Genomic DNA, 24,744 nt, shown 5'->3' with positions numbered 1-24,744 from the left:
ATAAATTCAGGCTTCTAGAGGCTGCGTCTGTTTCCATCGAGATAGAGCAGCCAGCCGGTGCCGATCAGGCCGGACAAGGCGCCGACCAGCGCGGTCCCGGAATAGGTGGTCACGGCGGTGCCGGCAGCGAAGAGCAGGGCGCTCAAACCGGCGCTGAGGAAGATGTTGACCGAGATCAGTGCGCTTCCGAGGCCGGGTCGTTCAGCGATCAGGTCCTGGAGATAGGTGATCGGAATGCTGATCAGGGCTGCGGCACCGATGCCGCTGATGAGGGTGAGGGCATAGACATGCCACGGTTCGTAGGCGACGGCGAGAAGCAGCAGGTAGACGGCGTAGATCACGGCGCCGGCCGCCAGTGCCTTGAGCTGGCTGATGACCCGCAGCATGCGCGACCAGATGATGATGAAGACGACTTCGAGAAAGGCGACGATGCCGACGAGAATACCGACATCGGCAACCGTCCCATGCGCGGCACCGGTCACCACCAGCGGCAGGATGGCGCCGTTGACATGAAGCGTGCTGCTGATCAACGCAATGGCGACGACGCGTCCAAAGATCTTCGGCGAGATCACCTGGCCGAGGGCTGCGAGATAGGAGAGGTGATGGGTGGCAGCGCGATCGGTTCCGCTTTGCCGCGGCAGGAAGAGGCCGATCAGCCCGAGACAGACCAGGCAGGAAATGCAGGCAAAGAGATAGGCGGGCAGCATGGTCGGCGAACCGGACAGCAGGATGCCGGTCAATCCGGGAACCAGCACCCAGGAGAGCGAGATCATCGCGCGGACGCCGGAATTGACGGTCGCGACTTCGCTACGCTCCATCTTTCCCGTCGCGGAACGAACATTGGCGAAGAGCAGCGAGTTCAGAGAGCCATAAACGGGAAGCAGGAGCAGGGCGCTGAGAACGAAGATCTCCTGCGTCGGAAAGACGAAGATCGCGCCGTAACCGATAATCCCAAAGACCGCCGCAACCAGCATCATCGTCCGATATTCGCCGAGCCGGTCCGCCAGATTGCCGAGCAGGATGCTGACGATGACGTTCACCGTGGCTGCGGCAAAGATCAGCGCCGAGTAGAGCGCGTTCGACAGGCCGAGCTCGCGGATGCCGACGACGGACTGGTAGGGCGAGGTCGTGGCTCCGGCAAAGCCAAAGGTGAAGATGGCAATCATGCTCACCCGGATAGCCGGGTTGCGGAAGACGTCGGGGATCAGGCGTTTCATTGTCGTCGTTCGAGGCTAGAGGCGCGCCGAGGCGGACGGGGAGGAAGATCCCATCCGCACTCGGATCGCGGCAGATCGGTTTCAGTCGCGCCAGCGGGAGGAAAGGCGCGCCTGCGGCGTGTAGCTGAAATTCTTGTCGAAGGGAAAGGCCGGACGGCTGCGCCGCAGACTTATCAGATTTTCGATGTCCTGGCCGACCACACCCTCGGTCAAGGCCATCAGGTTCGGGTTGGCGATCGGCGCCAGCTCGGGGGAGAGATATCCGGATTTGACGACGAGCAACCGCACTGCTTTCGGATCGAGGCCAAGCTGGGTGAAATCGGCGATGTTGTGATAGGGGCGGCGGCGCGCCGCGAGCACGACGCTTACACCACCGGTTCTGACCACGGCTTCACGCTCGGCAGCGGAGCCGGGATCGTGGAGCGTCACGACTTCGGCGTCGAAACTGACGGGCGCGCTCGACGGATCGAGACTGCCGCCGACGGAAAGCGCTATTCGCGCACCCTTGCCCGCCGCAAAGCAGGCGTCGACGGCCAGGCGATCGGTAATGCCGGCAAAGAGGGCATCGTCGAAACCGCGGGCGAGGACGGCGCTCAGTACATCGGCACGGTCGCCAACGCCGCCGCCGGTCGGATTATCGGCGGAATCGGCGAGAATGACGGGCGCTGTCGCGGATTTTCCGGCAATATCGAGCATCTCGCCCAGCGGACCGGTCACCGGACCAAAGCGGAAATCGGACCGCGCGTCCCAATAGGATTGGGCGATGCGGTTTACTGCAGTCAACACCGCGTCCTTGTCGGTGCCGGTCGCAACCGCGCAAGCCGTCGCCCGAGGCTCGTCGGCCCAGACATAGCCGATCATCAGATTGGCATCGAGAACGCCAGCTATTGCATCGTGGTCGGGCAGCTTGGCGTAAAGGCTTTTGGCAGGCTCGTCTTCGGTCGAGGTCCGCTCACCCGGCCAGAGAACCGGAACCGGCGCCCATGCGACGCCCGGCCGCTTTCCGGTCCTCAGCGCTTCCAGAAGCATCGACCAGGCGCGGACCATCGTCTCGCGCACATCGATATGTGGCGCCGTGCGATAGGCGGCGAAGATGTCGAGCTGGTCGATGATGCGCTGGCTGACATTGCCGTGCAGGTCATAACTCGCCGCGACAATGCAGGCGTCGCCGACAACATCGCGCGGCGCCGAGATCCAGTCGCCCTCGGCGTCGTCCATGCCCTCGACATTCACGGCACCATGCATCGCAAGATAGAGCCCGTCGAGCGGCAGCGCCGCCTTCAGCCGTTCGATAAACTCGGCCTTGAAGCTTTCATAGGCGACGCGCGAGACGGGGCCGCCGGGGACAGCGCGGGCGTGAAGCAGCGGCGAAAGCTCGGCGGCGCTGCCATCGAGAAAATCGAACTGCGGTGCGCGGAGAAGTTCCTCCCCGCGCAACACCCTGAAATCGTCGACCGACATCAGCACCGGCGAATAGGTGCTGCATTCGGTATGGAGCCCGCCGATCGCGATCCGCATCGCTTCCTCCTCAGAGTTTCGGGCTGAGCGGAACGATGGCCGCGAAGCGATCCCAATCCTTCAAGGCCTTCGGCGTCCAGGCTGCTTCGGCAATCGCCGGCAGGCGCGGGAAGACGAGGCGGTTGAAATAGCCGCGCGACAGGAAGTGTTCGGACCAGATGCAGGCCTGAACGCCCTTCAGCTTGTGCTGCAGTTCCTCGGGGAATTCGCCGGCCGCTTCGTAGGCATAGGTATGTGCCGGCGGCACGGTGCCGGCCCAGCTTGCGCCCGGTTCCTGAAAGGCGGTCGCTTGAACCATGTCGAGATAATAGGCCTGGCCCGGCGTCATCACGACGTCGTAGCCTTCCCTGGCGAGCTCGATGCCGACCTGCGGGTTTTCCCAGGCCATCAGCAGCGTGTCCTCGGAAGCGACGCCACCGCCATGAGACACTTCGTTCCAGCCGGAGAGCTTGCGGCCGCGCGCCGTCAGCATCGCCTTGACCTTCTTGAGGAAATAGGACTGCAGGCCGAAGGTGCCGTTGGTGATGCCTTCTTCTTCCATCAGCTTCTTCGCCATCGGCGAGGCAAGCCACGACCCGTTCGCCACCTCGTCGCCGCCGATATGGATGTAGGTGGAGGGGAAGAGCTCGACCATCTCGTCGAACACCTTTTCGAGGAATTCGTAGGTGAGCGCGACGGCCGGGTTCAGCGCGTTGTTCGGATAGCCCTGGACCGAGTGGTAGCTGTCAGGCGCCTCCTGGCCGTCGGTCAGATCGGGCAGGGCGATCAGCGTCGCGGCATTGTGGCCGGGAATATCGATCTCGGGGATGACCTCGACATTGAGAGCGCCGGCGTGGGCAACGATGTCACGGATATCGTCCTGCGAATAGAAGCCGCCAACCGGTTCTGCGCCGTTGCCGAGCTGCGGCAGCAGCGGCTCGTCGGGACCGCGCAGGACGCCCGTCGTCGTCAGTTGCGGATAGGCCTTGATCTCCAGGCGCCAGGCCTCGTCGTCGCTCAGGTGCCAATGGAAGATGTTGAGCTTGAACCAGGCGAGGATATCGATCAGCCGCTTGACGTCGGCCACCGGATAGAACTGGCGGGAAACGTCGAGATGGCAACCGCGCCAGCCATAGCGCGGCTTGTCGGAGATCGTGCCCGAGATCGGGAAGCGGAACTTGCCCTTGGTGACGCGAGCACCGTTCAAAAGCTGGGCAAGCGTCGTCAGGCCGTATTGGCGCCCGGCCGCGCCGGAATAGGCGAGCGTCACGCGGTCGGCTGCGAAAGTCAGCTTGTAGGCTTCGGCATCGAGCGCCGCATCCTTGCTGAAAGTGAGCGCCCGGCCCTGCGGCGAGGGCACGAGATTGAAGACGGAATGATCGCTTTCGAAAAGACGGCGCGTCAGCGAGATGACGGTCGAGATCGCCGAGAGCTCCTCGCTCGAGGCGCCCTGCGGATAGAGCACGACCGGGAAATCATCGCCGGGCTTGGCATCGATTTGGGCCGGCCAGGGCTGCAGCGCGAAAGGCAGGTCAAGGCGTCCTTCGGGCAGCAGAACCGGCGGCGGCTCGCTGGCCGCGCCTTCGAGCAGTAGATCGGAAACGGCGACCGGCACATGCTTGCCGGAGGACAGCGTCAGATAGGCAGATTTGGCGCCATCGGTGCAATGCTGCGCCTTGCGATGGAGGCCGGCGACTGTGAAGGTCCAGCTCTCGCCGGGCGCGACGCTCAGGCCGGCCGGCGGGCCGAATTCGTGGAAATTGGCATTGCGGCGCAGGAAGGTGGCGTTGCCGCAGGCGGCAGCATCGATGACGCGGGTCAGCGAGGTATAGACGAGCTTGAAACCGGAAAGCGCCTCATCGGACAGGTTGAAAAGCGTGAAAGTGAATTCGCCGTTCGGTCCCCCGTTGGGGTTCCAGCTGTTCTCAAGGCGGTAGTAAACCGGTTTCATATCTCGTTCCTCTCATTTTCTCTTATGTTTTTCAGTAGTGCTCGGACTGGGAGAAGGTGCGGGCGAGCTCCGCTTGGCCAGCCGTCAGGCCGCAATCGACCGGCAGGCAGACGCCGGTAATGGCAGCCGCCATCGGCCCGGCCAGGAAGCTCACGGCATTGGCGACGTCCTTAGGATCGACGACGCGCTGCAGCGGATACCAGCGGCGGGCATCCTCGAAGACATTGGGATTGGCCGCAGCCCGCGCTTCCCAGGCCTGCGTCTTCACAGTGCCGGGGGCAACGGCATTCGAGCGGATACCGAACTTGCCGTATTCCACGGCGACCAGCCGTGTGAAATGCAGCAGCCCCGCCTTGGCGGCGCTATAGGCCGGATGGCCGAAGACATTCATGCCGTTGACGGAGGCGATATTGACGACCGAGCCCTTCGAGGCCTTCAGCTGGTCCTCGACGGCCCGGAAGGTCAGGAAAGCGGCTTCAAGATTGAGCGCATTGTCGGCGCGCCAGATCTCGGGCGTCGTATCATGCAGGCTGACGGCGCGCGCAGCACCGGCATTATTGACGAGGGTGCGCAGGCTGCCGGTTCCGGCGGCGCGCTCGGCGAGAGCCGCGACACTGGCCTCGCCCGTCACGTCGCATTGAACGGCAATGAAGCGGCCGGCATCGCCGAGCTTTCCGGCGGTCGCGGCGGCAGCCTTGGCGTCGATATCGGCAAGCAGGATGACGTCATGATCATCGGCAAGCCGGGCGGCGATCGCCGCGCCGATATCGCCTGCTGCTCCCGTCACGATGGCCACCGATTGTGTCATTGCCGCTTCCCTCTTGTTTATCAGTCTCCGAGCAGCTGCTTGTCGTCGCTGCCGTCACGGTGGGTGACCAGCTGCTGCTTGATGCGTCTCAGCGTCGTCGTCGCCTTCGGCTGGATGGCGTAGGCAACGAGGCTCGCCAGAATGTCGACGGTCGCGATATAGGCGATGCGCGTCGAGGTCGGGCGATAGATATTGGTGCCCTCGGGCAGGTCGATCGGCACGACGACCTCGGCCGCCTTGGCGACCGCGCTGCCGGTCTGCGTCAGCGCGATGGTCTTCACCTTCGCTTCGCGCGCCAAGGCGAAAGCGCGCACCAGCTCGGCATTGCGGCCGGAGAATGAGGAGCCGATGATCACGTCGCCGGATTTCGCTGCGGCAGCCATCATCAGCTGCATGCTGTGGTCGGAACTGGCGGTGATCCGCAGGCCGAGGCGGAAGAGACGGTTCTGCAGCTCGTCGGCGATCATCGAGGAATTGCCGCCGGAGCCGAAGGCGTAGATCATCTCGGCCTTGGAGATCAGCCCGACGGCCGCCTCGATCGCGGCGAGATCCAACGAGCGGTGCAGCAGGAAGAGGGCGTTCTGCGCCTTGGTGATGATGTCCTGGGCGACATCGGCCGGATCGCCGCTCTTCGATTCCGGCTTCAGGTAGCGAACGCCGATATGGGCGGTGCGGGCAAGCTGCACCTTGAAATCCGAAAAGCTCTCGCAGCCGAGCCGGCGGCAGAAGCGCGTCACCGTCGGCGGCGAAACCTGCGCCCGTTCGGCAAGTTCGATGATCGAGGCATTCACCGCGAATTCGAAATCGTTGACTATGATCTCGGCGATGCGGCTCTCGGAGGCTGAGAGCCGGCTCTTGTCTTCCTGCAATGTAGAAAAGATATCCAAGCCGGTCCCCCGTAATCGCCGCCGTCAGTCTTTCTTCTTATAGGCGACGCAGTCGATCTCGACCTTGCAATCCACCATCATGGACGATTGGACGCAGGCGCGCGCCGGCGGGTGCTCGCCGAAATATTCCTGATAGATCTTGTTGAAGGTCCAGAAGTCGCGGGGATCGTCGAGCCAGACGCCGACGCGCACGATATCCTCGACGCCGTAGCCGGCCTCATGGAGAATGGCGATCAGATTGGCGATCGTCTTGTGCGTCTGCGGGATGATATTGCCTTCGATGATCTCGCCATTTTCCATGGCCACCTGGCCGGAAACATAGAGCCAGCCATCGGCTTCCACGGCGCGCGCGAAAGGCAGCGGCTTGCCACCGGCGCCGGTTTGAACAGTGCCATATCGCTTGATGGACATACGCGGATCCCTGCAAATTATTTTCTTGATAAGTTGACAAGTGACCATAGAAAGCGGAATTTGACCAGCGAAAAACGCCATTTATGAAAACTATTTAAATCGGGGGCGAGCATGCGTGATCCTTTCAAGAATCCTTTCCCCTCCTCCGATACCGCCAGACACTCTATCTGGGAGATGCTGGTGACGCGCGATATCGATGCGTTTCTGGCCGCCGACTGGTCCGCCGTCGAGCATGATTTCGTCGAGGAAGGCTTCATCGGCATCGATGGCCGCAAGGAAGTCAGCCCCGACAAATGGCGCCTCGCCTTCCCGACGCTGAAAGCCTATCGCGACGAGTGGCTGACGCAGGCCAAGGACTTCGCGACGCAGAGCTTTGCCGAGGATACCCGCACGGCGATCTTCACCACCACGACCCTCGAAGATATCGAGATCGAAGGCGAGATGGCGCTTGTCCGCAAGAAGTTTGACGGAGGCCTGACCAAGAGCGACGGCAGCCGCGACATCATGCAGTGGCAGACGCTCTATTATTGCAGGCTCCACGAAGGACGGTGGAAGATCTGCGGATTCACCGGCTACCTGCCGAACCCGATGGGTTGACGCGGGGCCGACAAAACAAGGCCAACTCACTTGCGCATTTTCACGGCAGCACTGGCGACCGAGACCAATACCTTTTCCCCGATCTGTGTGGATCGCCGCGCCTTCGAGGCATCCCTCTATGCGCCGCCTGGCCAGCATCCGGAAACGCCGACGCTCTGCACCGCGCCGATCACCGTCGGCCGCCGCGTCACTGCCGAAAAGGGCTGGGAGCTGATCGAGGGCACGGCCACCTGGGCCGACCCCGCCGGCCTCGTCAACCGCAATACCTATGAAGAGCTGCGCGACGAGATCCTCGGACAGCTGCGCGCAGCAATGCCCGTCGATGCCATCGTCATGGGCCTGCACGGCGCCATGGTCGCTGCCGGATATGAGGATACCGAAGGCGATCTCCTGAGCCGCATACGCGAGATGGTCGGACCCGACGTGCTGATCTGCGCCGAACTCGATCCGCACAGCCATCTGACGAAGAAGCGTATCGAAGCGCTGAACTTTGCCGTCTATTTCAAGGAATTCCCGCATACCGATTTCGTCGATCGCGCCGAGGACCTGTGGCGGATCGCCGTCGATGCGCTTGAGGGCCGGGTAAAGCCTGTGAATTCGGTGTTCGATTGCCGGATGATCGACGTTTTCCCGACCTCGCGCGATCCGATGCGCTCCTTCGTCGACAAGATCATGCGCATCGAGAAGGAAGACCCGGAGGTCCTGTCGATCTCGGTCGTTCACGGCTTTATGGTCGGCGACGTGCCGGAGATGGGCACCAAGCTGCTGGTCGTCACCGACAACAAGCCGCAAAAGGGTGCGGCGCTCGCGCGCGAACTCGGCATGGAGCTGTTTTCCAAGCGTGGCACGTTCATGGTGCCGCAGATCGACGAGAAGGAAGCGGTTTCCCGCGCGATCGCCGCCAAGGCCTGGCCGGTGGTCATCGCCGATGTCTGGGACAATCCGGGCGGCGGTACGGCGGGCGATGCGACGGTCATCCTCGAGGAATTGCTGGCCCGCGGTGTGACGAGCGCTGCGATCGGCACGATCTGGGATCCGATCGCCGTCCAGATCTGCTTTGCGGCGGGCGAGGGGGCTGAGATCCCGCTCCGCTTCGGCGCCAAATCTGCACCCGGCACCGGCAATCCCGTCGATGGCATGGTGAAGGTCGTCAAGCTGGTGAAGAATGCCGAGATGCAGTTCGGCGAGAGCCTGGCGCCTTTCGGCGATGCCGCGCATATCGTACTCGACGGTATCGACATCATTCTCAACTCGACGCGGGCGCAAAGCTTTGATCCGAGCCTGTTTTCGGTAATGGGCATCGATCCGGCAAAACAGAAGATCCTGGTCATCAAATCGACCAACCACTTCTTCGCCTCCTTCTCGAAGATTGCCGCCGAGATCCTTTACTGCTCGGCGGGAACGCCCTATCCCAATAATCCGGCGACGACGCCTTACCGCCGGGCGCCGAAGAACATCTGGCCGATCGTGGCCGATCCTCATGGAAGCGAACGCGGAGCCGCCTGAGATGCATGACAACCAGTTTGCCGTCGTCGCCAAGGCTGGTGACAGGATCGCGGATCTCTCGACCCCCCGCCCCGTCATCGACGAAGACAAGCTGGCCGCCAATATTCACCGGGTTCAGTCCTATATGGACGAGCACGGCCTGAATTTTCGCCCGCATATCAAGACGCACAAGATCCCCGCGCTCGCCGTTGCCCAGGTGGCGGCCGGCGCCAAGGGGATCAATTGCCAGAAGGTCACCGAGGCCGAGGTCTTCGCGGCCGCCGGCTTCGAAGACATCCTGATCACCTTCAATATTCTCGGCCCGCAGAAGCTCGACCGGCTCGGCGCTCTGAACGACCGTATTTCCGGTCTCAAGGTGGTGGCCGACAGCGACGTCACGGTCGATGGCCTGTCTGCGCATTTTTCCGGCCGCAAGCCGCTGACCGTGCTCGTCGAGTGCGATACCGGCGGCGCGCGCTGCGGCGTCCAGACGCCGGAACAGGCGGCCTCGCTTGCCAAGCGCATCGCCGCTGCCGACGGCCTGACCTTCGGCGGCATTCTCACCTACCCGAAGCCGCAGGCGGCCGATGCCGTCGAAGCCTTCATCCAGGCGACGCTGCAGCAGCTGGAAGCCGAAGGCATCGCCTGCCCGATCGTCAGCAACGGCGGCACGCCGAGCCTTTTCGACGCCCATCTCGTCAAGTCGGCCACCGAACACCGGGCCGGAACCTACATCTACAACGACCGACAGATGATCCGCATGGGCCACTGCACGGAGGACGACTGCGCCATGTATATCGTCGCGACCGTCGTCTCCCGGCCGAACGGCGATCGCGCCGTCATTGATGCCGGTTCGAAGGCGCTGACCTCGGATCTGCAGGGTTTCAGCGATTTCGGCCTTGTGGTCGGCTATCCCGAGGCGAAGATCGCCAGCCTTTCCGAAGAGCATGGCGTGATCGACCTCTCTGCCTGCACCGGACCGCGCCCGCAGATCGGCGAGAAGATCTTCATCATCCCCAACCACACCTGCGTCGTCTCGAACCTCTTCGACACCATGGTGTTTCACCGCAACGGCGTCGTCACCCGCGTCGAGGAAGTCGCGGCCCGCGGCCTTGTCTGGTAGCCGACCTGCCATTCGCGCTTGCGCCTGCGGCCACATCCGCTAGATGGAGGCCAACGAGCGAAGGAGAGCGGCGTGGAAGAACAAATCCAGATCGGAAATCGCGGTGATTTCGGCCAATGGGCGATCGAAGTCGCCAAGCTGATCGTCAGCGAACAGGGCTTCGAGCTTGCCAGGTCCGCGCGCGATGGCGACGAGAACGATGTTCGTGCCGCGGGTGCCGCACTCGGGCAGGCGATCACCAATGCATTGATGGAAGTCTATGACGGCCTGACCGACGGCGAATAATGCGCGGGCCTGGGCCCAGGGTTCGTCTCACTTGAGACGCATCTCGACAGCAGAGAAAAACAGCTTAATTCTGTGCCGCGTGATGTTCGCGAGGAAGGGCGATGCTGAAACACAGGTCCACGGCTGCGAAACGGGCACTGGGCGCGAAATCCGCGTCATTGTCCGGCAATCCGCCGACCTATGAGCACATCGTCACCAACGCCAATGAGACTTTTCTCTGGCGGGTTGACGATTATCCCTGGGAGCGCAACGTCTGGAACTATCACCCCGAGATCGAAATCCATCTTCTGCGAAATTCCAGCGGGATGGCCTTCGTGGGCGATCATATCGGTGAGTTCCATTCCGGTTACCTGACCGTCGTCGGCCCGAACCTGCCGCATGACTGGGTCACGGCAACGGAGCCTGGCGAGATCATAAAGGGGCGGGATGTCGTCATCCAGTTTGACCCCGACCGCGTGCGAGGCATTTCGGCAGCCTTTCCGGAGTTTGGACAGCTCGACGAGTTCTTTCGCAGGTCCGAGCGCGGACTTGTCTATGTCGGAGCGACGAGGGCAAAAGCCGCTGAAATGATCGAGCAGATGGGCGATCTGACAGGGTTTTCGCGATTGTCCCTCTTTGTCCAGCTCCTTGATCTGCTTGCTTCATCCACCGAGTACGAGCTTCTCTCGTCACCGGAATTCGCTCCGAAGCTCGAAACGGAGTCACTGGACGCGCTTCAGAAGTCGCTGATCTACATCTTTCAGAATCTCGCCACGGATATCCATATGGCGGAGGTCGCCGAGCTTGCCGGCATGAGCGAGAGCGCCTTCTCGCGCTTCTTCAAGAAAAACACGGGCAATACCTTCACCGACCACGTCAACAAGCTGCGCATCTGGCAGGCCTGCAAGCTGTTGTCCGATACGGATATGCCGATCACCGATATCTGTTTTGAGGTGGGATATCTGAACATCTCCAATTTCAATCGGACGTTTCTGCGCCACCACAAGGTCACTCCGTCGGCATATCGCCGGCTGACGACCCAGCGGCGGCCTGTGCGACCCGCAGACCAAACGGCCGCATAACGCATTAAAGTATAGATTTGTCGCATGGTGCGCGCTAGTTCGCCGCAAGAGACTTCGTACTATGACCACAGCGATCGACATCGCTGGGAGGCGCAGACGGGATCGGGAAATCCATAGTCTGCTCGGTAGTTTTGGGAGATTCACACATGAAACCGATGAAGACGCTCGTTTCGAGCATTGCTATCGCATGCGCTTTTTTCGGCGCTGCAACATCCTTCGCAGCCGCAGCAGAGTGCTCCGGCACCATCCGCGTGCTCGCTCAGCCCCGCGATGGATTGACCCTTCTTGAGAAGTACAAGGACGAGTTCACGAAGCTCAGCGGAGGCGCTGACTTCCAGATCGACTACCTGAACGAGAACGATCGCCGCGCCAAGACCAAGGCCGACGCCTCGACGATCGGGAAGTACAACGTGTACTATATTGACGAAGCCAACGTCGCGCTGTTTGCGTCGTCCGGCTGGGTCGCGCCTCTGCTCGACTACTACCCCAAGGACTATGACTACGCCGACTTCGATCCGGGCCGCCAGAAGGTTGCGACTTTTGACGGCAAGGTATGGTTCGCGCCGCTGACCGGTGGCGGCGACCTGATGGTCTATCGCAAGGACCTGCTTGAAGCGGCCGGAATCCAGCCGCCCAAGACCCTCGACGAATATGTTGCCGCGGTCGAAAAGCTCAACCAGCCCGACAAGGGCATCTATGGCACGGCGCTTCGCGGTCAGCGCGGCTCGGGCGCGAACGTCTGGCGCTGGATGCCGTTCTTCAAGGGCTTCGGCGGCAACTGGTTCGATGGCAAGACGCCGGCATTCGACAGCGATGCGGCAGTGAAGGCGACGGAAACCTATCTCAAGCTCTTCAAATATTCGGCTCCGGGCAGCCAGACCGGTGGCTGGGACGAAGCCGTCGGGGCCTTTACCTCGGGCCAGGTGGCGATGCTGATCGAATCCACGCCGCTCGTCGGCATGGCGCTCGACAAGAAGTCTTCGCAGGTCGCCGACAAGATCGGTTACCTGCCGCCTCCGACACCGCTGACTGGTGGTGGCTATGGCCACGGTCTGGCAATCGGCACCAAGGCGAACAAGGATGACGCGGCCAAGCAGTGCGCCGGCCTGTTCATCGGCTGGGCGACGTCGAAGGAGAATGAGCAGCGTCGCCTTGCGGAAGGCCAGTTCAGCGAGCTGAACCGCACAAGCGTGATGACCAGCCCGAAGTTTGCCGAAATGTACGGCCCGGCACTCGGCCAGGCCCTGGCCGATACCGGCAAGGTCACGGCCGTGAACTTCTGGCAGAACCCGCAGTGGCCCGATCTCGGCGACCGTTGGGGTATCATCCTCGAAGAGCTGATCACCGGCAGCCGCACCGACATCAAGGGTGGCCTCGACGAGCTGAACGACTTTGCCAAGGATCTGGCGTCGCGCAGCCAGTAATCAGCAACCCATTCGATCCATGTCCCGGCGGGTGCGTCCCGCCGGGTTTGCTTTCCATCGGCGTGCCGCCGCCGGAGGTTTTCCCGTGAAAAACAAGCTTGCCCTGCAAACAGTCTTTCTGACGCCGGCGATGGTCGTCCTGGCCATCCTTGCGCTTGTGCCGACTGTCTACGCCATCGTCATCTCATTCCAGGACCGGGAGCTCAGCCGTCCCGATGGCCGCTTCATCGGTTTCGCGAACTATATCTCGCTCTTCTCCGACAGACGCTTCCTCAACTCGATCCAGGTGTCGCTCACCTGGGAAGTGCTGACCGTCACGGCAACCCTCGTGATTGCCGTCGGCCTCGGGATATTGCTGTTCGAATGTGCCTCGCCAAAGGCACGAAACGTGCTTTCGCTTCTGTTTCTGATGCCTGTGATCCTGCCACGGGTTTCCGCGGCTTTCGTCTGGAAATTCGCCTTCCATCCGCTCTACGGCATCATCACCTATCCCTACAAGGCGATCACCGGCCAGCCGCTTGATCTCTTGTCTAGCCCCTTGACCGCGCTTGGCACCGTCGCTCTGGTCGACGTCTGGCAATGGGGTCTGTTCTTCTCGGTGATCGTGCTCAAGCTGCTCGAGACGCTGCCTCCGCAGCCTTTCGAGGCTGCCAGGCTCGATCACGCGCGGACCTGGGAGGTCTACGCCTACGTCGCTTTGCCGATGTTGAAGGCGCCGCTGATCTCGCTGGCTTTCGTCAAGATGATCGAGTCCCTTCGTGCCTTCGACCTCATCTACGTGATGACGCGTGGCGGGCCGGGTATCTCCACCGAAACCCTCGATATGTATGCCTTCTCGCAAGGTTTTATCGAGTCAGGCCGGATTTCATACGCTTCGAGCATGGCGGTGCTCATGATGATCGCAACCTCGGTCGCCTTCACATTTATTTGGAAGAGGGCCAAGGTATGAGGAAGTTCAAGTTCGGCCGTCTTGCCGGCCAGGCCATTCTCGCACTCGCGGCGTTCTCGGCCGTGTTCCCGGTATTCTGGACGACCCTCAACGCCTTCAAGAACCGCGTCGATATCGTTACGCCGACGCCGTTGTTCTTCTTCACCCCAACCCTCGACAATTTCGCCTATGTACTCGGTCGCGACAGCGTCTTCGCAGGATTGGTCAACTCGCTTATCATTTCCGGCACAGCCGTGTTGATCGGCGCGGTTCTCGGTCTGCCGGCGGCCTATGCAATCGCGCGCTATCCGAACCGCTGGTCAAAGGACATCCAGTTCTTCGTTCTGTCCCTGCGCTTCTTGCCCCCGGTGGCGGTGGCGATCCCGCTGATGGTTATCTGGCTGGATTTCGGTTTCTACGACACCCGGCTGTCGATGATCGTGACCTATACGCTTCTGACGCTCGCAACGGTGGTCTGGCTCAGCGTCCCGGCCTTTGCGCGTGTTCCCAAGGAAGTCGAAGAAGCCGCCCGCGTCGATGGATATGGGCTGTTTTCGATCTTCTTCCTGATTGCGTTGCCGATTGCGGCGCGGTCGCTGATCGGAGCGGTGGCCTTCAGTTTCGTTCTTGTCTGGAACGAATTCCTGATCGCGCTGATGCTGACCACTTCCGACGCCAAGACGCTGCCGATCGTGGCTTCTGAACTCACCCAGCTCGGCCGGGACGTCCCTTGGGGCATCCTCAACGCGTCGGTCGTCCTGCTATCCATTCCCCCGCTGCTCTTCCTCGGAGTCCTGAGCGGGATGCTGAACAGCGCCTTCAAGCGCAAGTCGTCTTAGTCAAAAGGAATCTTGAAAATGGAAGCTCTCGTTCTGGAGCAAAAGGGCGTATTGGCGTTGAGGGATATCGATCTGCCGCTGGCCGTCGGACCTGACGACGTGAAGATCAAGATCAACACGGTCGGCGTTTGCGGAAGCGACGTGCACTATTACACCCACGGTGCCATCGGCCCGTTTGTTCTCAGGGAACCGATGGTTCTCGGTCACGAGGCTGCCGGCACCGTTGTCGAAGTCGGATCGAACGTGAAGAGCCTTGCCGTCGGCGACCGGGTCTGCATGGAGCCCGGTATTCCGAACCTCTCGTCGCGCGCCTCGAAGCTCGGCATCTACAATGTCGACCCGAGCGTCCGCTTCTGGGCGACGCCACCCATTCACGGCGTGCTGACGCCCTACACGGTGCATCCGGCCGCCTTCACATACAAGCTCCCGGACAATGTTTCGTTCGCCGAAGGGGCGATGGTCGAGCCGTTTGCGATCGGCATGCAGGCGGCAGCCCGTGCCCGTATCGCGCCGGGCGACGTCGCCGCGGTGATCGGCTGTGGCCCGATCGGCATCATGGTGGCTCTCGCAGCGCTCGCCGGTGGGTGCAGCCGGGTCTACATCTCGGACTTCAGCGCCGAGAAGCTGGAGATCGCCGGACGCTATCCCGGCATTATCCCCGTAAATATCGCCGAGCGGGCGCTCAAGGATGTCATCGCCTCCGAGACCGAAGCCTGGGGCGCCGACGTCGTGTTCGAGGCGAGCGGCAGCCCCAAGGCCTATCAAGGCCTCTTCGATCTCGTCCGCCCCGGCGGAACGCTGGTCATGGTCGGTCTGCCGGTCGAGCCCGTTCAGTTCGACGTCTCCGGCGCGATCGCCAAGGAAGTGCGTATCGAAACCGTCTTCAGATATGCCAACATCTTCGATCGGGCGCTTCAGCTCATTGCTTCCGGAAAGGTCGATCTCAAGCCGCTGATCACCGAAACCTTCGATTTCCGCGAAAGCGTGAAGGCGTTCGAACGGGCGGCCTCTGCCCGTCCGACCGATGTCAAGCTGCAGATCCTGATGGAAGCGGGAGAAAACTGATGTCCAATATCGCCTGCGCCAACGTAGACAAGAGCTACGGTTCCATCAACGTCATCAAGGACTTCAATCTCGATGTGGCTGACCGGGAGTTCATCGTTTTCCTCGGCCCGTCCGGCTGCGGAAAATCCACGCTCCTCAGAATGATCGCCGGGCTGGAAGAGATTTCCGGCGGCTCGGTCTCGATTGGCGGAACCGAGGTCAACGATCTCGAGCCCCGCGACCGCGGCGTAGCGATGGTTTTCCAGAATTACGCGCTCTATCCGCACATGACGATCTACGACAATATCGCATTCGGCCTCAAGCGGATGAAAGTTCCCAAGAGCGAGATCGACCAGCGGATCAAGGCGGTCGCCGCCACACTTGGCCTCGAGCCGTATCTCACGCGCAAGCCGACCGAGCTTTCAGGCGGCCAGCAGCAGCGTGTCGCGATCGCGCGCGCGATGATCAAGACGCCCAAGGTGTTCCTGTTCGACGAGCCGCTTTCGAACCTCGACGCCAAGCTCCGTCATCACATGCGGGTCGAGATCGCAAGGCTTCACCGGAAGCTGCAGACCACGACGATCTACGTCACGCATGATCAGCTTGAAGCGATGACGCTTGCCGACCGCATCGTTCTGATGAAGGGGGGGGCGATCGAGCAGGTTGGAACGCCGGCCGAGATATACGAACGCCCGAGAACGCTGTTCGTGGCGGGCTTCATCGGCACGCCGAACATGAACCTGATCGATGTTTCGGTCGCCAGAGGCGAGCGCGGCTGGATCCTTCGCGCTGAAGGCTCGGACATCCATATCGTCGGCGACGCATTCTCGCTCACGGAAGGCCAGAAGGTGGTCCTCGGCATTCGGCCGCCCGACCTTGCCGCCGCGCCGCCCGGCGCCGCCAACGCGCTTTCCGGCCTGGCCGACCTTATCGAGTTTCACGGCAACGATGCCCTGGTCACTTTCCAGGTCGCAGGAAAGGAAGTGGGCGCACTGGTAAAGGCCGCGTCCTGCCCCAAGTCGGGCGATCGCGTCTCGTTTGCGCTCGATGAGACGCGCATCCATCTGTTCGACGCCGGCACGGGGCTGACCCTGCGCCGGTCCGGTGTGAACTAGAATTTGCTTCGGTCCGTCGCCCCGCGCGGCGGACCGGGCGCTCGCAGCTTACGCTGCGTGCAACTTGAAGACTTCAGCGGAGTGGGCTGGCACGAAATTCTGCTCGAAAGCCGTCTCGTCGTAGACAGAAAAAATGCCCCGATGATCGCGAACGACGAAATCGGCAGGCTGAGCTCTGAGAGCCTCCGGGCCGTTGAATACCGTGACCCCCGTCGCGGAGATAACCATCCCGCCACGGTCGTAGCATTCGCCAACCCAACCCGGCAAAGTGTCCCAGCTTTCTCCCGATGCCGAAATGATCTCGCGAGCGCGGACAACTTCAACCCGGCTCGGTATTTTCAGATATTCGCGCATCGGCTCGAACATTGCCCCTTCGGGATGCAGCAGTTTCCTGCCGCATCTCCAATCGTCAGACTGCAGAATCGCTAGCGCTAGGCTAATGCCTCCTTTGCCGATGAACGGCAATCGAAACTTCGAATGTTCACAGGTTGGCCCGGTGATCGCGGTGAAAATGACACAAGTCACTTGGCTGGGTAACGCTGGCGCAATCGGTGCTCGAACAGCACGCCGAACGCTCAGCCGAAACTTGCGGATGGCATCCGCCCCTTCACAGATTGTAAAGCGATTCCATGTCTGTTCGGGTCTCGTCAACTTGGCGTCTTGGTTGCCCGCTACGTCTCTTTTGAGATGCAGCTGAAAGTAGGCGGTTCGGAGGTTTCGTTTGGGTCTGACGCTGGCAAAAATCGAGGAGCTTGCACCGGATCAAGGCTCATTGGCAGCGGCGAAGAAGCTTTTGAGGCCTTCGAGCTGGCCGACGATTGCCGAGGATCGCGCCGGGCTCATCTGGGGGGAGTGCCAGGGTTCGGGAGCGACCCCTTACAGGATCTCGGTGACCGAGGCCGATGCCGGCTATAAGTGCAGCTGTCCGAGCCGGAAATTTCCCTGCAAGCATTCGCTCGCCCTGATGTGGATGCGGGTCGAGGGCAAGGTGGATTTTCAGGAGCGGCCGGTGCCGGACTGGGTGAGCGACTGGCTTGCGCGCCGTCGCGGTCCATCGGCCGCGTCACCGGCGTCCGCACCCGAAAAGCCCAAGGCTTCGATCTCGGCCATCGAGGAGATTGAGGCTGAGGCCGATCCCAAGGCGGAAGCCCGGGCGGCGGCTGCCCGCGAGCGGAATCGGCTCGAACGCGAGACGTCGATCACAAACGGTCTTGATGAACTGGATATCTGGCTTGCCGACCAGACGGATGCTGGGCTTGCAGCCTTTCCGGCAAAGGCGTCTGCCGTCTGCCGGGTTATGGCTCAGCGTCTGTTCGATGCAAAGGCAGCCGGTCTGGCGCTTCGGGTGGATACAATGCCCAGCCGCCTGTTTGCGCTCCCCGACGCAGAGCGTCCGATGGCCGCGATACGCGAGCTTGGCATGCTGCACCTGCTTGCTGAGGCCTATCGCCGGCAAAATGATCTCTCCGAACCCATGCGCCATGATATCCGGCAGCTGGTCGGCTGGAACGTCACGCGCGAGGCGCTGCTGGAAGACAAGCAGGCACTGCGCGTTTCGGGAACATGGCGGGTCTGGGCGGTCCGCAGCGAGGTGCAGCCCGACAAGTTGCGGCGGATCGAGACCTGGCTTCAGGGCGATGACAGGCAGGCGGTCCTCATCGAATATGTCCCGGTGTCGACCGGAGCGTCTTCAAGTGGTTATAGTGTCGGCGATGCCTTCGAGGCCGAATTGGTCTTCTACCCCGCGAGCGTGGCGCTCCGTGCGTTGATCGCCAATCAGCTGACCGGCGCGGAGCCTTCCGATGCGCCTTTGGCTCTCCCAGAGCAGAATCTGGCCGCAGCCTACGGATTGTATGAAGACGCGCTGATCGAAAAGCCCTGGCTCCAGGAATATCCGATGATGTTTCGTGGGGCACGGCTCAGGCGATCGGGCGATGCTTTCTACCTGCATGACGGCGAGATCAGCCTGCCTGTCGCAAGGTCGCAATCGACTGTCAGCTGGCCGCTGCTGCAATTCGAGACGATCGATGGGGCCGCTCTCTGGGATGGCAGTGAGCTGATGCTTTGCTGGTCGGAGACGGCACTGGGGCGGTGGACGGCATGATCGCAGGAAGACTGAAGACCGCAATTCTGCCGAAGCTTCTTACCGGCGCCCGCGATGGCCTGCCGCTTGACGCGATCGGTGCGACGGATCCCCTGCAGGCTCTCGCATTGGCCGCTCAGGCCCTGCGGTTTGACCGTCCGCCGCAGCCGCCGCAATTTCAGATCGAGGATGTGATCGCGGACAGTGCCACGATCATGCCGGACGCGGCGCGCAAACTTCTGATCCGTCTTATGGCGGGCAAGGGCCAGGCATCGCTGTCCGCCGCGATCGTGCGAAAGCTTGTCGAACGGAAGCTGAGGCTGCATCCCTTCGATCTGCCGAAGCTGGAAACCTTCGTGAAAGCCCATGCGGAAGATCTCGGTGCGGAAGCGCTTGCCTTTTCCGAGCGGGAGAAGCCGGTCGCTCAGAAGCAGAATTACTTCGCGCCCGATCGCCTGAGCGACGAAAACTGGGTGCTTGCGACGCCGGCGGTGAAGGCGGGCTATATCAGCGGCCGCCGGGCAATCGATCCGGACGCGGCGAGGACGTTGGTCGAAGCGGTCTGGAAAACGGAGGATGCCGATAGCCGCTTCCGTCTGCTTGGCGCCTTTCGTGAGCGTCTTTCGGAAGCCGATACACCGTTCCTGAAGAGCCTCGAAAAGGATCGCGCACCACGTGTTCGCGCGCTGGCGCAGAGATTGATCGTGAAACTGCCTGGTTTCGAGGGCAGCGATCCTGCGCTGCGCGAGGTGTTGGAGCGCATCAAGGTTTCGAAATCCGGGCTCATATTCAAGAAGACGGTTCTGACGCTGGAACTGCCTGCGACCGTGCGGGATCACACCAAGAGGGCCTGGCTCAATCAAGCCTTCGGGCCGATCGGCCTTGAGATGCTTGCCGGCGCGCTGTCGCTCTCGGTGGAGGCCATGATTGCTGCCGCTGAAAAGCAGAACGATCTGCTGCTGGCCTTCTTTCTCATGGCAACACAGGACGGGCGGCTCGATGTCGTGGAAATGGTCACCGACGGCCATCTGCCCGATGCCTGGGCGCTGGTTGATGCGACGGATGATGAAGCGCTGGCCGACTACAATCAGGACATGCGGCGCGCCTGGGTTGCCCATGTCTTCCGGCCGGACAGATGGGGAAGCGATACGACGCCATGGGTGATCCGTCGTATGGCGATGCTGTTGGCCGCAGAAGCAACCGAGAAGATGTTCGCCGATGTGCTGAGATCCAAGCCATGGCTTGCCCTTCGCAAGCCAAATGCCGGCTACGATGCGGATATCATCGACGACATGGCCGCCATGTGCCCGCCGGCGATGCGTCCGGCCTTGCGAACGGAGTTCGCTGCGCTCGACCCCGCCAAAACCGGCAACGCCATTCTTTTCCTCGATCTTATGAATAGCCTGGAGACCGACCATGTCTGAAGCCCACCTTCGCCGCCCTGCGGAAGAAATCTATGCCGGCGAGCTGGCCGCGCTTGCAAAGGGCGACGATCGCCCGCGGCCGAGCAACTGGAAACTGTCTCCGCAGGCCGTGGTGACCTATCTGCTGGGCGGAAAGGCATCCGATGGAACCGCGATCACCGCCAAATATGTCGGCAATCGACGGCTGATCGAAACCGCTGTCGCGACGCTGGCGACCGACCGGGCGCTATTGCTGCTCGGGCTTCCGGGCACTGCCAAATCGTGGGTTTCAGAACACCTCGCCGCAGCGATCTCCGGTTCGTCGCAGCGTCTCATCCAATGCACGGCCGGCACTGACGAAAACCAGATCCGCTATGGCTGGAACTACGCCCTGCTTCTGGCTAAAGGGCCTTCGCCCGAGGCTCTCGTCAAGACGCCGCTGGTGCGGGCGATGGAGGAGGGCACGCTCTTGCGGCTCGAAGAGCTGACCCGCATGGGCTCGGATGTGCAGGACACGCTGATCACCGTGCTTTCCGAAAAGACGTTGCCCGTACCGGAACTCGATATCGCCATCGGCGCGGAACGGGGCTTCAATATCATCGCCACGGCGAACAATCGTGACAAGGGCGTCAACGATCTCTCCTCGGCGCTGAAGCGGCGTTTCAACGTCGTCGTGCTGCCGTCGCCGAGCTCGCTCGATGAGGAAACGCAGATTGTCGTGAAGCGTGTCGGCGAGATCGGCACCAATCTCAGCCTGCCGCCAATCCAGCCGGCCGACAAGGAGCTGGCGCGCGTCGTCACCTTGTTCCGCGAAATTCGCGATGGCAAGACGCTGAACGGCAAGACCAAGCTCAAGACCTCGACCGGTACGCTCTCGACGGCGGAAGCCATTTCCGTCGGCGTCTCGGCCTGGACGGAGGCGGCCTATTTCGGCAACGGCCGGATCGATGCCAATGCGCTTGCCACCAACATCGTCGGTGCCGTGGTCAAGGATCCGGTGCAGGACAGCGTGGCGCTGTCCGAATATCTGGAAACCGTGGTGCGCACGCGCGACGGCTGGAGCGATCTCTACGAGGCCATCCGCGAGGTGATCTGATGGCTGCCAAGCGAAAGGCGCATCTCTTCGGCATCCGCCATCACGGACCGGGCTCGGCGGCGCTTCTCAAGGGCGCGCTCGACGCCCTCGATCCCGCCTGCGTTTTGATCGAGGGCGCGCCGGAGGGGGATGCACTCATCCAGTATGCGGCGCTGCCCGGCATGAAGCCACCGCTGGCGATGCTGTTCTATGCTGCGGACGAGCCGGCAAATGCCGTATTCGCGCCTTTCGCGGAATTCTCGCCGGAATGGGTTGCGATGCAATGGGCGCTCGCCCGTGGCCGCGCCGTACGCTTCATCGATTGGCCGGCTTCCGTGTCCCTCGCGCTTGCCAAGGCAGCCAAGGAGGAGGCCCGCTCGACCCTCGAGAAACCCGACGAGGTGCAGGACGAAGGGAGTGATGCCGCAGCGGATGAGGGCTCGGCACTCCGCTTCGACCCGCTCGATCTCCTGGCGGAAGCGGCCGGATATGGCGACGGCGAGAGTTTCTGGAACGGGCTGATCGAGCAGCATGGCGGCGGCCAGTCGCCGCTCGAAATCTTTGCCGCCATCGAAACCGCCATGACGGAAGCGCGTCAATACCAGTCGGATGCCGGAGGCATGAGTGATCGGCAACGGCTGCGCGAGAGCCGCCGGGAGGCCTTCATGCGCGGGCATATCCGCGATGCGCTGAAGAGCCATGAGGGCGAGGTCGCGGTCGTGGTAGGCGCCTGGCATATCGGCGGGCTTCGTGAGGAAACGACGGCTGCCGAGGACCGCGCCATCGTCAAGGATCTACCGAAGATCAAGGTGGAAGCAACCTGGGCGCCGTGGAGCGACGGGCGTCTCAGCTATGCGTCGGGCTATGGCGCGGGCGTCATCTCGCCTGGCTGGTACCGGCATCTCTGGGGGCTCTATTCCGGCGATCGGCATGATGGCCCGGAAGCCTTTGCCGCCGTCTGGCAGGCACGGACCGCAACCCTTTTGCGGCAGGAAGGTTTCGATGCCTCCACGGCCTCGGCCATCGAGGCGGCGCGGCTTGCACTTGGGCTCGCCAGCATGCGGGGTCTGAGCATGCCAGGCCTGGCCGAAATGCGGGATGCCTCTCTGTCGTCGCTGTGCCATGGCGACGGCCTGCAGCTCGCGATGATCGAGCGCAAACTCTACATGGGAAACCGCATCGGCGAAATCGACGAGGCGGTGCCTCAGATGCCGCTCGCCAGGGACTTCGAGGCCTGGTGCAAGAGGACGCGGCTGAAGCCGGAAGAGGCGGTGAGCGAGATAAAGCTGGACCTGCGCAGCGAGGCGGGCCTGCTGAAATCCACCTTCCTGCATCGGCTCAACCTGATCGGCATCCAGTGGGGGCGGCTGATCGATGCGGAGGCCGGAAGAGGGACATATCGCGAAATCTGGCGCCTCACCTGGTCTCCGGATATGTCGGTGGCACTGGCCGAAGCGCTTGTCTGGGGTCTGACGATCGAACAGGCTGCCGCGGCCGCAACGATCGATCGCGGCCGGAAGGCGGAAGGTATCGCGCCGCTTTCTGATCTGGTGCGGGGCGCCCTTGTCGCCGATCTTCCTGATGCGGCAAGTGCCTGCATCGGTCTTCTGCAGGCTGCAGCCGTCCAGAGCAACGACATTACCGATCTCATGAATGCGGTGCCGCCGCTTGTGCGCATCGTGCGCTATGGCACCGCCCGCAAGCTGCCGGAGCCGGAGCTGCGGGCGCTGGTCACCGCGATCAGCGTCGAGGTGAATGCCGGCGTGCGCATCGGTTCACGCCAGCTGGATGAGGACGCGACGTCGAAACGCATGAGCGCGATGCGCGCCTTCGACGAAGCGCTTGGCCTTTTCAGCGATGCCGCGCTGCTGGCGGAATGGCGCCGCCAGCTTGCGCTGCTGGTCGATGACGACCAGGCGGTGGAGCCAGCCGTCGGCTTCAGCCTGCGCCGGCTGCACGATCTCGGCATCTGGGATAGGCAGCAGGTTTCAGCAGCCTTTTCCCGCCAGATCGTCGGCGAGGAGCCGGCACGCGCTGGCCCCTTCATCGAGGCATTTATCGCAGGCTCGGCAGAGGTTCTGATCCAGGGTCAGACGTTGCTCTTGCTGATCGACGAGTGGCTTTGTGGGCTGGACGAGGCGGTCCTCGTCGAAAGCTTGCCGCTTCTGCGCCGCGCCATGTCGGGCTTCGATGCGAGCGGCCGGAAAAGGATCATGGAACGGATCGCCGGCGGACGAAGAGAAACCTTGCCTGCCAAAGCCGAAACCGCGGACAATTCCGCCTTCGAACGCGCCTTGCCGCTTCTGAAGCACATTCTGGGAATGAGCCAATGACCTCCGAACAGATCCGCCGCTGGAAGCTTGCTCTCGGCGATGACGATATGGAAGGGCTTGGCGAACGCGATCGGCGGCTGAGCCAGGCACTGTCGGCTCTCTATGATGGCGAGGGCAAGAAGGGGCGCGGCGGGCTTGGGGCTTCTTCACCGAAGGTCTCCCGCTGGCTCGGCGATATCCGCGAATTCTTTCCGACGCCGGTCGTGCAGGTCATCCAGAAGGATGCCTTCGAGCGCCTGAACCTCAAGGCGCTGATGATGGAGCCGGAGTTCCTGGAAACCCTGGAACCGGACGTCCACCTCGTCGCCGATCTGATTTCGCTGCGTGGCGCCATGCCGGAAAAGACCATGGAGACCGCCCGCACCGTTGTCGACAAGGTCGTCGCGGACCTGATGAAACGGCTGCAATCCAAGACGGTGGAGAAGCTGACCGGCGCGGTGAACCGCTCTAAGCGAACGCACCGGCCGCGGCATGCCGATATCGACTGGCCGCGCACCATCCGCGCCAATCTCCGCCACTATCAGAAGGACTACAATACGGTCGTACCGGAGACGCTTGTCGGCTTTGCCCGCAAGACGCGAACGCGCGCCGATCTCGACCATGTCCTGCTCTGCGTCGACCAGTCGGGCTCGATGGCGCCATCGGTCGTCTATGCCTCGATCTTTGCTGCGGTCATGGCTTCGCTGCCGGTTCTGTCGACGAAGCTGGTCTGCTTCGACACCTCGATCGTCGACCTCACCGAGGATCTTGCCGATCCGGTCCAGGTGCTCTTCGGCGTTCAGCTCGGCGGCGGCACGGATATCAATGCCGCACTTGCCTATTGCGAGACCAAGATCGACCGGCCGGCCAAGACGCATCTGGTGCTGATCACCGATCTCTACGAGGGCGGCGATGCAGACGCGATGCTGGCGCGGGTGGCGGCGCTGAAACAATCCGGCGTCAACGTCATCGTGCTCCTGGCGCTCTCCGACGACGGCCGGCCAAGCTACGATAGCCGTCACGCCGGTGCTATTGCTGCAATGGACTGCCCGGTTTTCGCCTGCACGCCGGATCAGTTCCCCGATCTGATGGCGACGGCTCTGACGAAGCAGGATATCGGCCAATGGGCCAGCGCAAACGGCATCGAGCTCATCCGAGGAAGCGAACCCTGAAATCAAGGACTGCTCGATGAGCGGAGG

The 24,744-nt window shown here is 62.2% G+C and carries 22 protein-coding genes; 15 read left to right on the top strand and 7 right to left on the bottom strand.

Features of this window, described 5'->3' with window-relative positions:
* Positions 1 to 14: 14 nt before the first annotated feature.
* From ACEN84_RS24980 to ACEN84_RS24955, 6 genes are all read right to left on the bottom strand, one after another.
* Complete coding sequence (locus ACEN84_RS24980; RefSeq protein ID WP_413712060.1) at positions 15 to 1,217, bottom strand: MFS transporter; 1,203 nt, start codon at positions 1,215 to 1,217, stop codon at positions 15 to 17.
* An 81-nt stretch (positions 1,218 to 1,298) separates the two neighbouring features.
* A complete protein-coding gene (locus ACEN84_RS24975) occupies positions 1,299 to 2,735 on the bottom strand; it encodes a M81 family metallopeptidase (RefSeq protein WP_413712059.1) in 1,437 nt (478 codons plus the stop codon).
* A gap of 10 nt (positions 2,736 to 2,745) precedes the next feature.
* Positions 2,746 to 4,665 (bottom strand): beta-N-acetylhexosaminidase, encoded by a 1,920-nt coding sequence (locus ACEN84_RS24970; protein ID WP_413712058.1) that lies wholly within the window; start codon positions 4,663 to 4,665, stop codon positions 2,746 to 2,748.
* Between the two features lie 31 nt (positions 4,666 to 4,696).
* Positions 4,697 to 5,473, bottom strand: coding sequence for an SDR family oxidoreductase (locus tag ACEN84_RS24965; RefSeq protein ID WP_413712057.1), 777 nt, complete (start codon positions 5,471 to 5,473; stop codon positions 4,697 to 4,699).
* Positions 5,474 to 5,493: 20 nt separating this feature from the next.
* Positions 5,494 to 6,360, bottom strand: a complete 867-nt coding sequence (locus ACEN84_RS24960; RefSeq protein ID WP_203430287.1) for a MurR/RpiR family transcriptional regulator — start codon at positions 6,358 to 6,360, stop codon at positions 5,494 to 5,496.
* Positions 6,361 to 6,384: 24 nt separating this feature from the next.
* Positions 6,385 to 6,771 (bottom strand): RidA family protein, encoded by a 387-nt coding sequence (locus ACEN84_RS24955; RefSeq protein ID WP_130280459.1) that lies wholly within the window; start codon positions 6,769 to 6,771, stop codon positions 6,385 to 6,387.
* Between the two features lie 111 nt (positions 6,772 to 6,882).
* On the opposite strand from ACEN84_RS24955, the gene ACEN84_RS24950 reads away from it, so the two are divergent.
* The 10 genes from ACEN84_RS24950 (at position 6,883) to ACEN84_RS24905 (ending at position 16,672) form a co-directional block, all read left to right on the top strand.
* Positions 6,883 to 7,368, top strand: a complete 486-nt coding sequence (locus ACEN84_RS24950) for a hypothetical protein (RefSeq protein ID WP_413712056.1) — start codon at positions 6,883 to 6,885, stop codon at positions 7,366 to 7,368.
* Positions 7,369 to 7,398: 30 nt separating this feature from the next.
* Complete coding sequence (locus tag ACEN84_RS24945; protein WP_413712055.1) at positions 7,399 to 8,874, top strand: M81 family metallopeptidase; 1,476 nt, start codon at positions 7,399 to 7,401, stop codon at positions 8,872 to 8,874.
* Between the two features lies 1 nt (position 8,875).
* Positions 8,876 to 9,976 (top strand): D-TA family PLP-dependent enzyme, encoded by a 1,101-nt coding sequence (locus ACEN84_RS24940; RefSeq protein ID WP_413712054.1) that lies wholly within the window; start codon positions 8,876 to 8,878, stop codon positions 9,974 to 9,976.
* Positions 9,977 to 10,048: 72 nt separating this feature from the next.
* Positions 10,049 to 10,261: a hypothetical protein gene (locus tag ACEN84_RS24935; protein ID WP_413712053.1), complete on the top strand. Its 213-nt coding sequence runs from the start codon at positions 10,049 to 10,051 to the stop codon at positions 10,259 to 10,261.
* Between the two features lie 101 nt (positions 10,262 to 10,362).
* Positions 10,363 to 11,322: an AraC family transcriptional regulator gene (locus tag ACEN84_RS24930; protein ID WP_413712052.1), complete on the top strand. Its 960-nt coding sequence runs from the start codon at positions 10,363 to 10,365 to the stop codon at positions 11,320 to 11,322.
* 155 nt (positions 11,323 to 11,477) lie between these two features.
* Positions 11,478 to 12,746 carry an ABC transporter substrate-binding protein gene (locus ACEN84_RS24925; RefSeq protein WP_203431173.1) on the top strand — a complete coding sequence of 423 codons (1,269 nt, stop codon included), beginning with the start codon at positions 11,478 to 11,480 and terminating at the stop codon, positions 12,744 to 12,746.
* A gap of 130 nt (positions 12,747 to 12,876) precedes the next feature.
* A complete protein-coding gene (locus ACEN84_RS24920; RefSeq protein ID WP_413712535.1) occupies positions 12,877 to 13,695 on the top strand; it encodes a carbohydrate ABC transporter permease in 819 nt (272 codons plus the stop codon).
* Entirely contained in the window at positions 13,692 to 14,513 is an 822-nt protein-coding gene (locus ACEN84_RS24915) for a carbohydrate ABC transporter permease (RefSeq protein WP_112714703.1), read from the top strand. Before ACEN84_RS24920 ends, ACEN84_RS24915 begins: the two co-directional genes overlap by 4 nt.
* A gap of 18 nt (positions 14,514 to 14,531) precedes the next feature.
* Positions 14,532 to 15,578, top strand: a complete 1,047-nt coding sequence (locus ACEN84_RS24910; protein ID WP_413712051.1) for an NAD(P)-dependent alcohol dehydrogenase — start codon at positions 14,532 to 14,534, stop codon at positions 15,576 to 15,578.
* Positions 15,578 to 16,672 (top strand): ABC transporter ATP-binding protein, encoded by a 1,095-nt coding sequence (locus ACEN84_RS24905; protein ID WP_413712050.1) that lies wholly within the window; start codon positions 15,578 to 15,580, stop codon positions 16,670 to 16,672. Before ACEN84_RS24910 ends, ACEN84_RS24905 begins: the two co-directional genes overlap by 1 nt.
* A gap of 48 nt (positions 16,673 to 16,720) precedes the next feature.
* Here the strand turns inward: ACEN84_RS24905 and ACEN84_RS24900 are convergent, their stop codons facing one another.
* On the bottom strand, positions 16,721 to 17,323 hold the full coding sequence (locus ACEN84_RS24900) for a hypothetical protein (protein WP_413712049.1): 603 nt from the start codon (positions 17,321 to 17,323) through the stop codon (positions 16,721 to 16,723).
* Between the two features lie 70 nt (positions 17,324 to 17,393).
* Here ACEN84_RS24900 and ACEN84_RS24895 point away from each other — a divergent pair, with 70 nt between their 5' ends.
* From ACEN84_RS24895 to ACEN84_RS24875, 5 genes are read left to right on the top strand one after another with little or no spacing between them, the layout of a single operon-like run.
* Positions 17,394 to 18,776: an SWIM zinc finger family protein gene (locus tag ACEN84_RS24895; protein ID WP_413712048.1), complete on the top strand. Its 1,383-nt coding sequence runs from the start codon at positions 17,394 to 17,396 to the stop codon at positions 18,774 to 18,776.
* Positions 18,773 to 20,179 (top strand): DUF5691 domain-containing protein, encoded by a 1,407-nt coding sequence (locus ACEN84_RS24890; protein WP_413712047.1) that lies wholly within the window; start codon positions 18,773 to 18,775, stop codon positions 20,177 to 20,179. Before ACEN84_RS24895 ends, ACEN84_RS24890 begins: the two co-directional genes overlap by 4 nt.
* Positions 20,172 to 21,254 carry an ATP-binding protein gene (locus ACEN84_RS24885; RefSeq protein WP_112714691.1) on the top strand — a complete coding sequence of 361 codons (1,083 nt, stop codon included), beginning with the start codon at positions 20,172 to 20,174 and terminating at the stop codon, positions 21,252 to 21,254. Before ACEN84_RS24890 ends, ACEN84_RS24885 begins: the two co-directional genes overlap by 8 nt.
* A complete protein-coding gene (locus tag ACEN84_RS24880) occupies positions 21,254 to 23,566 on the top strand; it encodes a DUF5682 family protein (protein ID WP_413712046.1) in 2,313 nt (770 codons plus the stop codon). The genes ACEN84_RS24885 and ACEN84_RS24880 overlap by 1 nt, the downstream gene beginning before the upstream one ends.
* Positions 23,563 to 24,717 (top strand): VWA domain-containing protein, encoded by a 1,155-nt coding sequence (locus ACEN84_RS24875; RefSeq protein WP_130280437.1) that lies wholly within the window; start codon positions 23,563 to 23,565, stop codon positions 24,715 to 24,717. Before ACEN84_RS24880 ends, ACEN84_RS24875 begins: the two co-directional genes overlap by 4 nt.
* Positions 24,718 to 24,744: the final 27 nt, after the last annotated feature.

It is taken from the genome of Rhizobium sp. Rhizsp82, assembly GCF_047325115.1.
GTDB lineage: Bacteria > Pseudomonadota > Alphaproteobacteria > Rhizobiales > Rhizobiaceae > Rhizobium.
This window is presented reverse-complemented; position numbering and strand designations above follow the sequence as displayed.

Bases quoted from the DNA above. Each gene is read 5' to 3' on its own strand.
- ACEN84_RS24925 (WP_203431173.1), top strand. From the start codon at position 11,478: ATGAAGACGCTCGTTTCGAGCATTGCTATCGCATGCGCTTTTTTCGGC.
- ACEN84_RS24940 (WP_413712054.1), top strand. From the start codon at position 8,876: ATGCATGACAACCAGTTTGCCGTCGTCGCCAAGGCTGGTGACAGGATC.
- ACEN84_RS24910 (WP_413712051.1), top strand. From the start codon at position 14,532: ATGGAAGCTCTCGTTCTGGAGCAAAAGGGCGTATTGGCGTTGAGGGAT.
- ACEN84_RS24955 (WP_130280459.1), bottom strand. From the start codon at position 6,771: ATGTCCATCAAGCGATATGGCACTGTTCAAACCGGCGCCGGTGGCAAG.
- ACEN84_RS24930 (WP_413712052.1), top strand. From the start codon at position 10,363: ATGCTGAAACACAGGTCCACGGCTGCGAAACGGGCACTGGGCGCGAAA.
- ACEN84_RS24885 (WP_112714691.1), top strand. From the start codon at position 20,172: ATGTCTGAAGCCCACCTTCGCCGCCCTGCGGAAGAAATCTATGCCGGC.
- ACEN84_RS24875 (WP_130280437.1), top strand. From the start codon at position 23,563: ATGACCTCCGAACAGATCCGCCGCTGGAAGCTTGCTCTCGGCGATGAC.
- ACEN84_RS24890 (WP_413712047.1), top strand. From the start codon at position 18,773: ATGATCGCAGGAAGACTGAAGACCGCAATTCTGCCGAAGCTTCTTACC.
- ACEN84_RS24880 (WP_413712046.1), top strand. From the start codon at position 21,254: ATGGCTGCCAAGCGAAAGGCGCATCTCTTCGGCATCCGCCATCACGGA.
- ACEN84_RS24915 (WP_112714703.1), top strand. From the start codon at position 13,692: ATGAGGAAGTTCAAGTTCGGCCGTCTTGCCGGCCAGGCCATTCTCGCA.
- ACEN84_RS24920 (WP_413712535.1), top strand. From the start codon at position 12,877: ATGGTCGTCCTGGCCATCCTTGCGCTTGTGCCGACTGTCTACGCCATC.
- ACEN84_RS24905 (WP_413712050.1), top strand. From the start codon at position 15,578: ATGTCCAATATCGCCTGCGCCAACGTAGACAAGAGCTACGGTTCCATC.
- ACEN84_RS24970 (WP_413712058.1), bottom strand. From the start codon at position 4,665: ATGAAACCGGTTTACTACCGCCTTGAGAACAGCTGGAACCCCAACGGG.
- ACEN84_RS24980 (WP_413712060.1), bottom strand. From the start codon at position 1,217: ATGAAACGCCTGATCCCCGACGTCTTCCGCAACCCGGCTATCCGGGTG.
- ACEN84_RS24965 (WP_413712057.1), bottom strand. From the start codon at position 5,473: ATGACACAATCGGTGGCCATCGTGACGGGAGCAGCAGGCGATATCGGC.
- ACEN84_RS24975 (WP_413712059.1), bottom strand. From the start codon at position 2,735: ATGCGGATCGCGATCGGCGGGCTCCATACCGAATGCAGCACCTATTCG.
- ACEN84_RS24950 (WP_413712056.1), top strand. From the start codon at position 6,883: ATGCGTGATCCTTTCAAGAATCCTTTCCCCTCCTCCGATACCGCCAGA.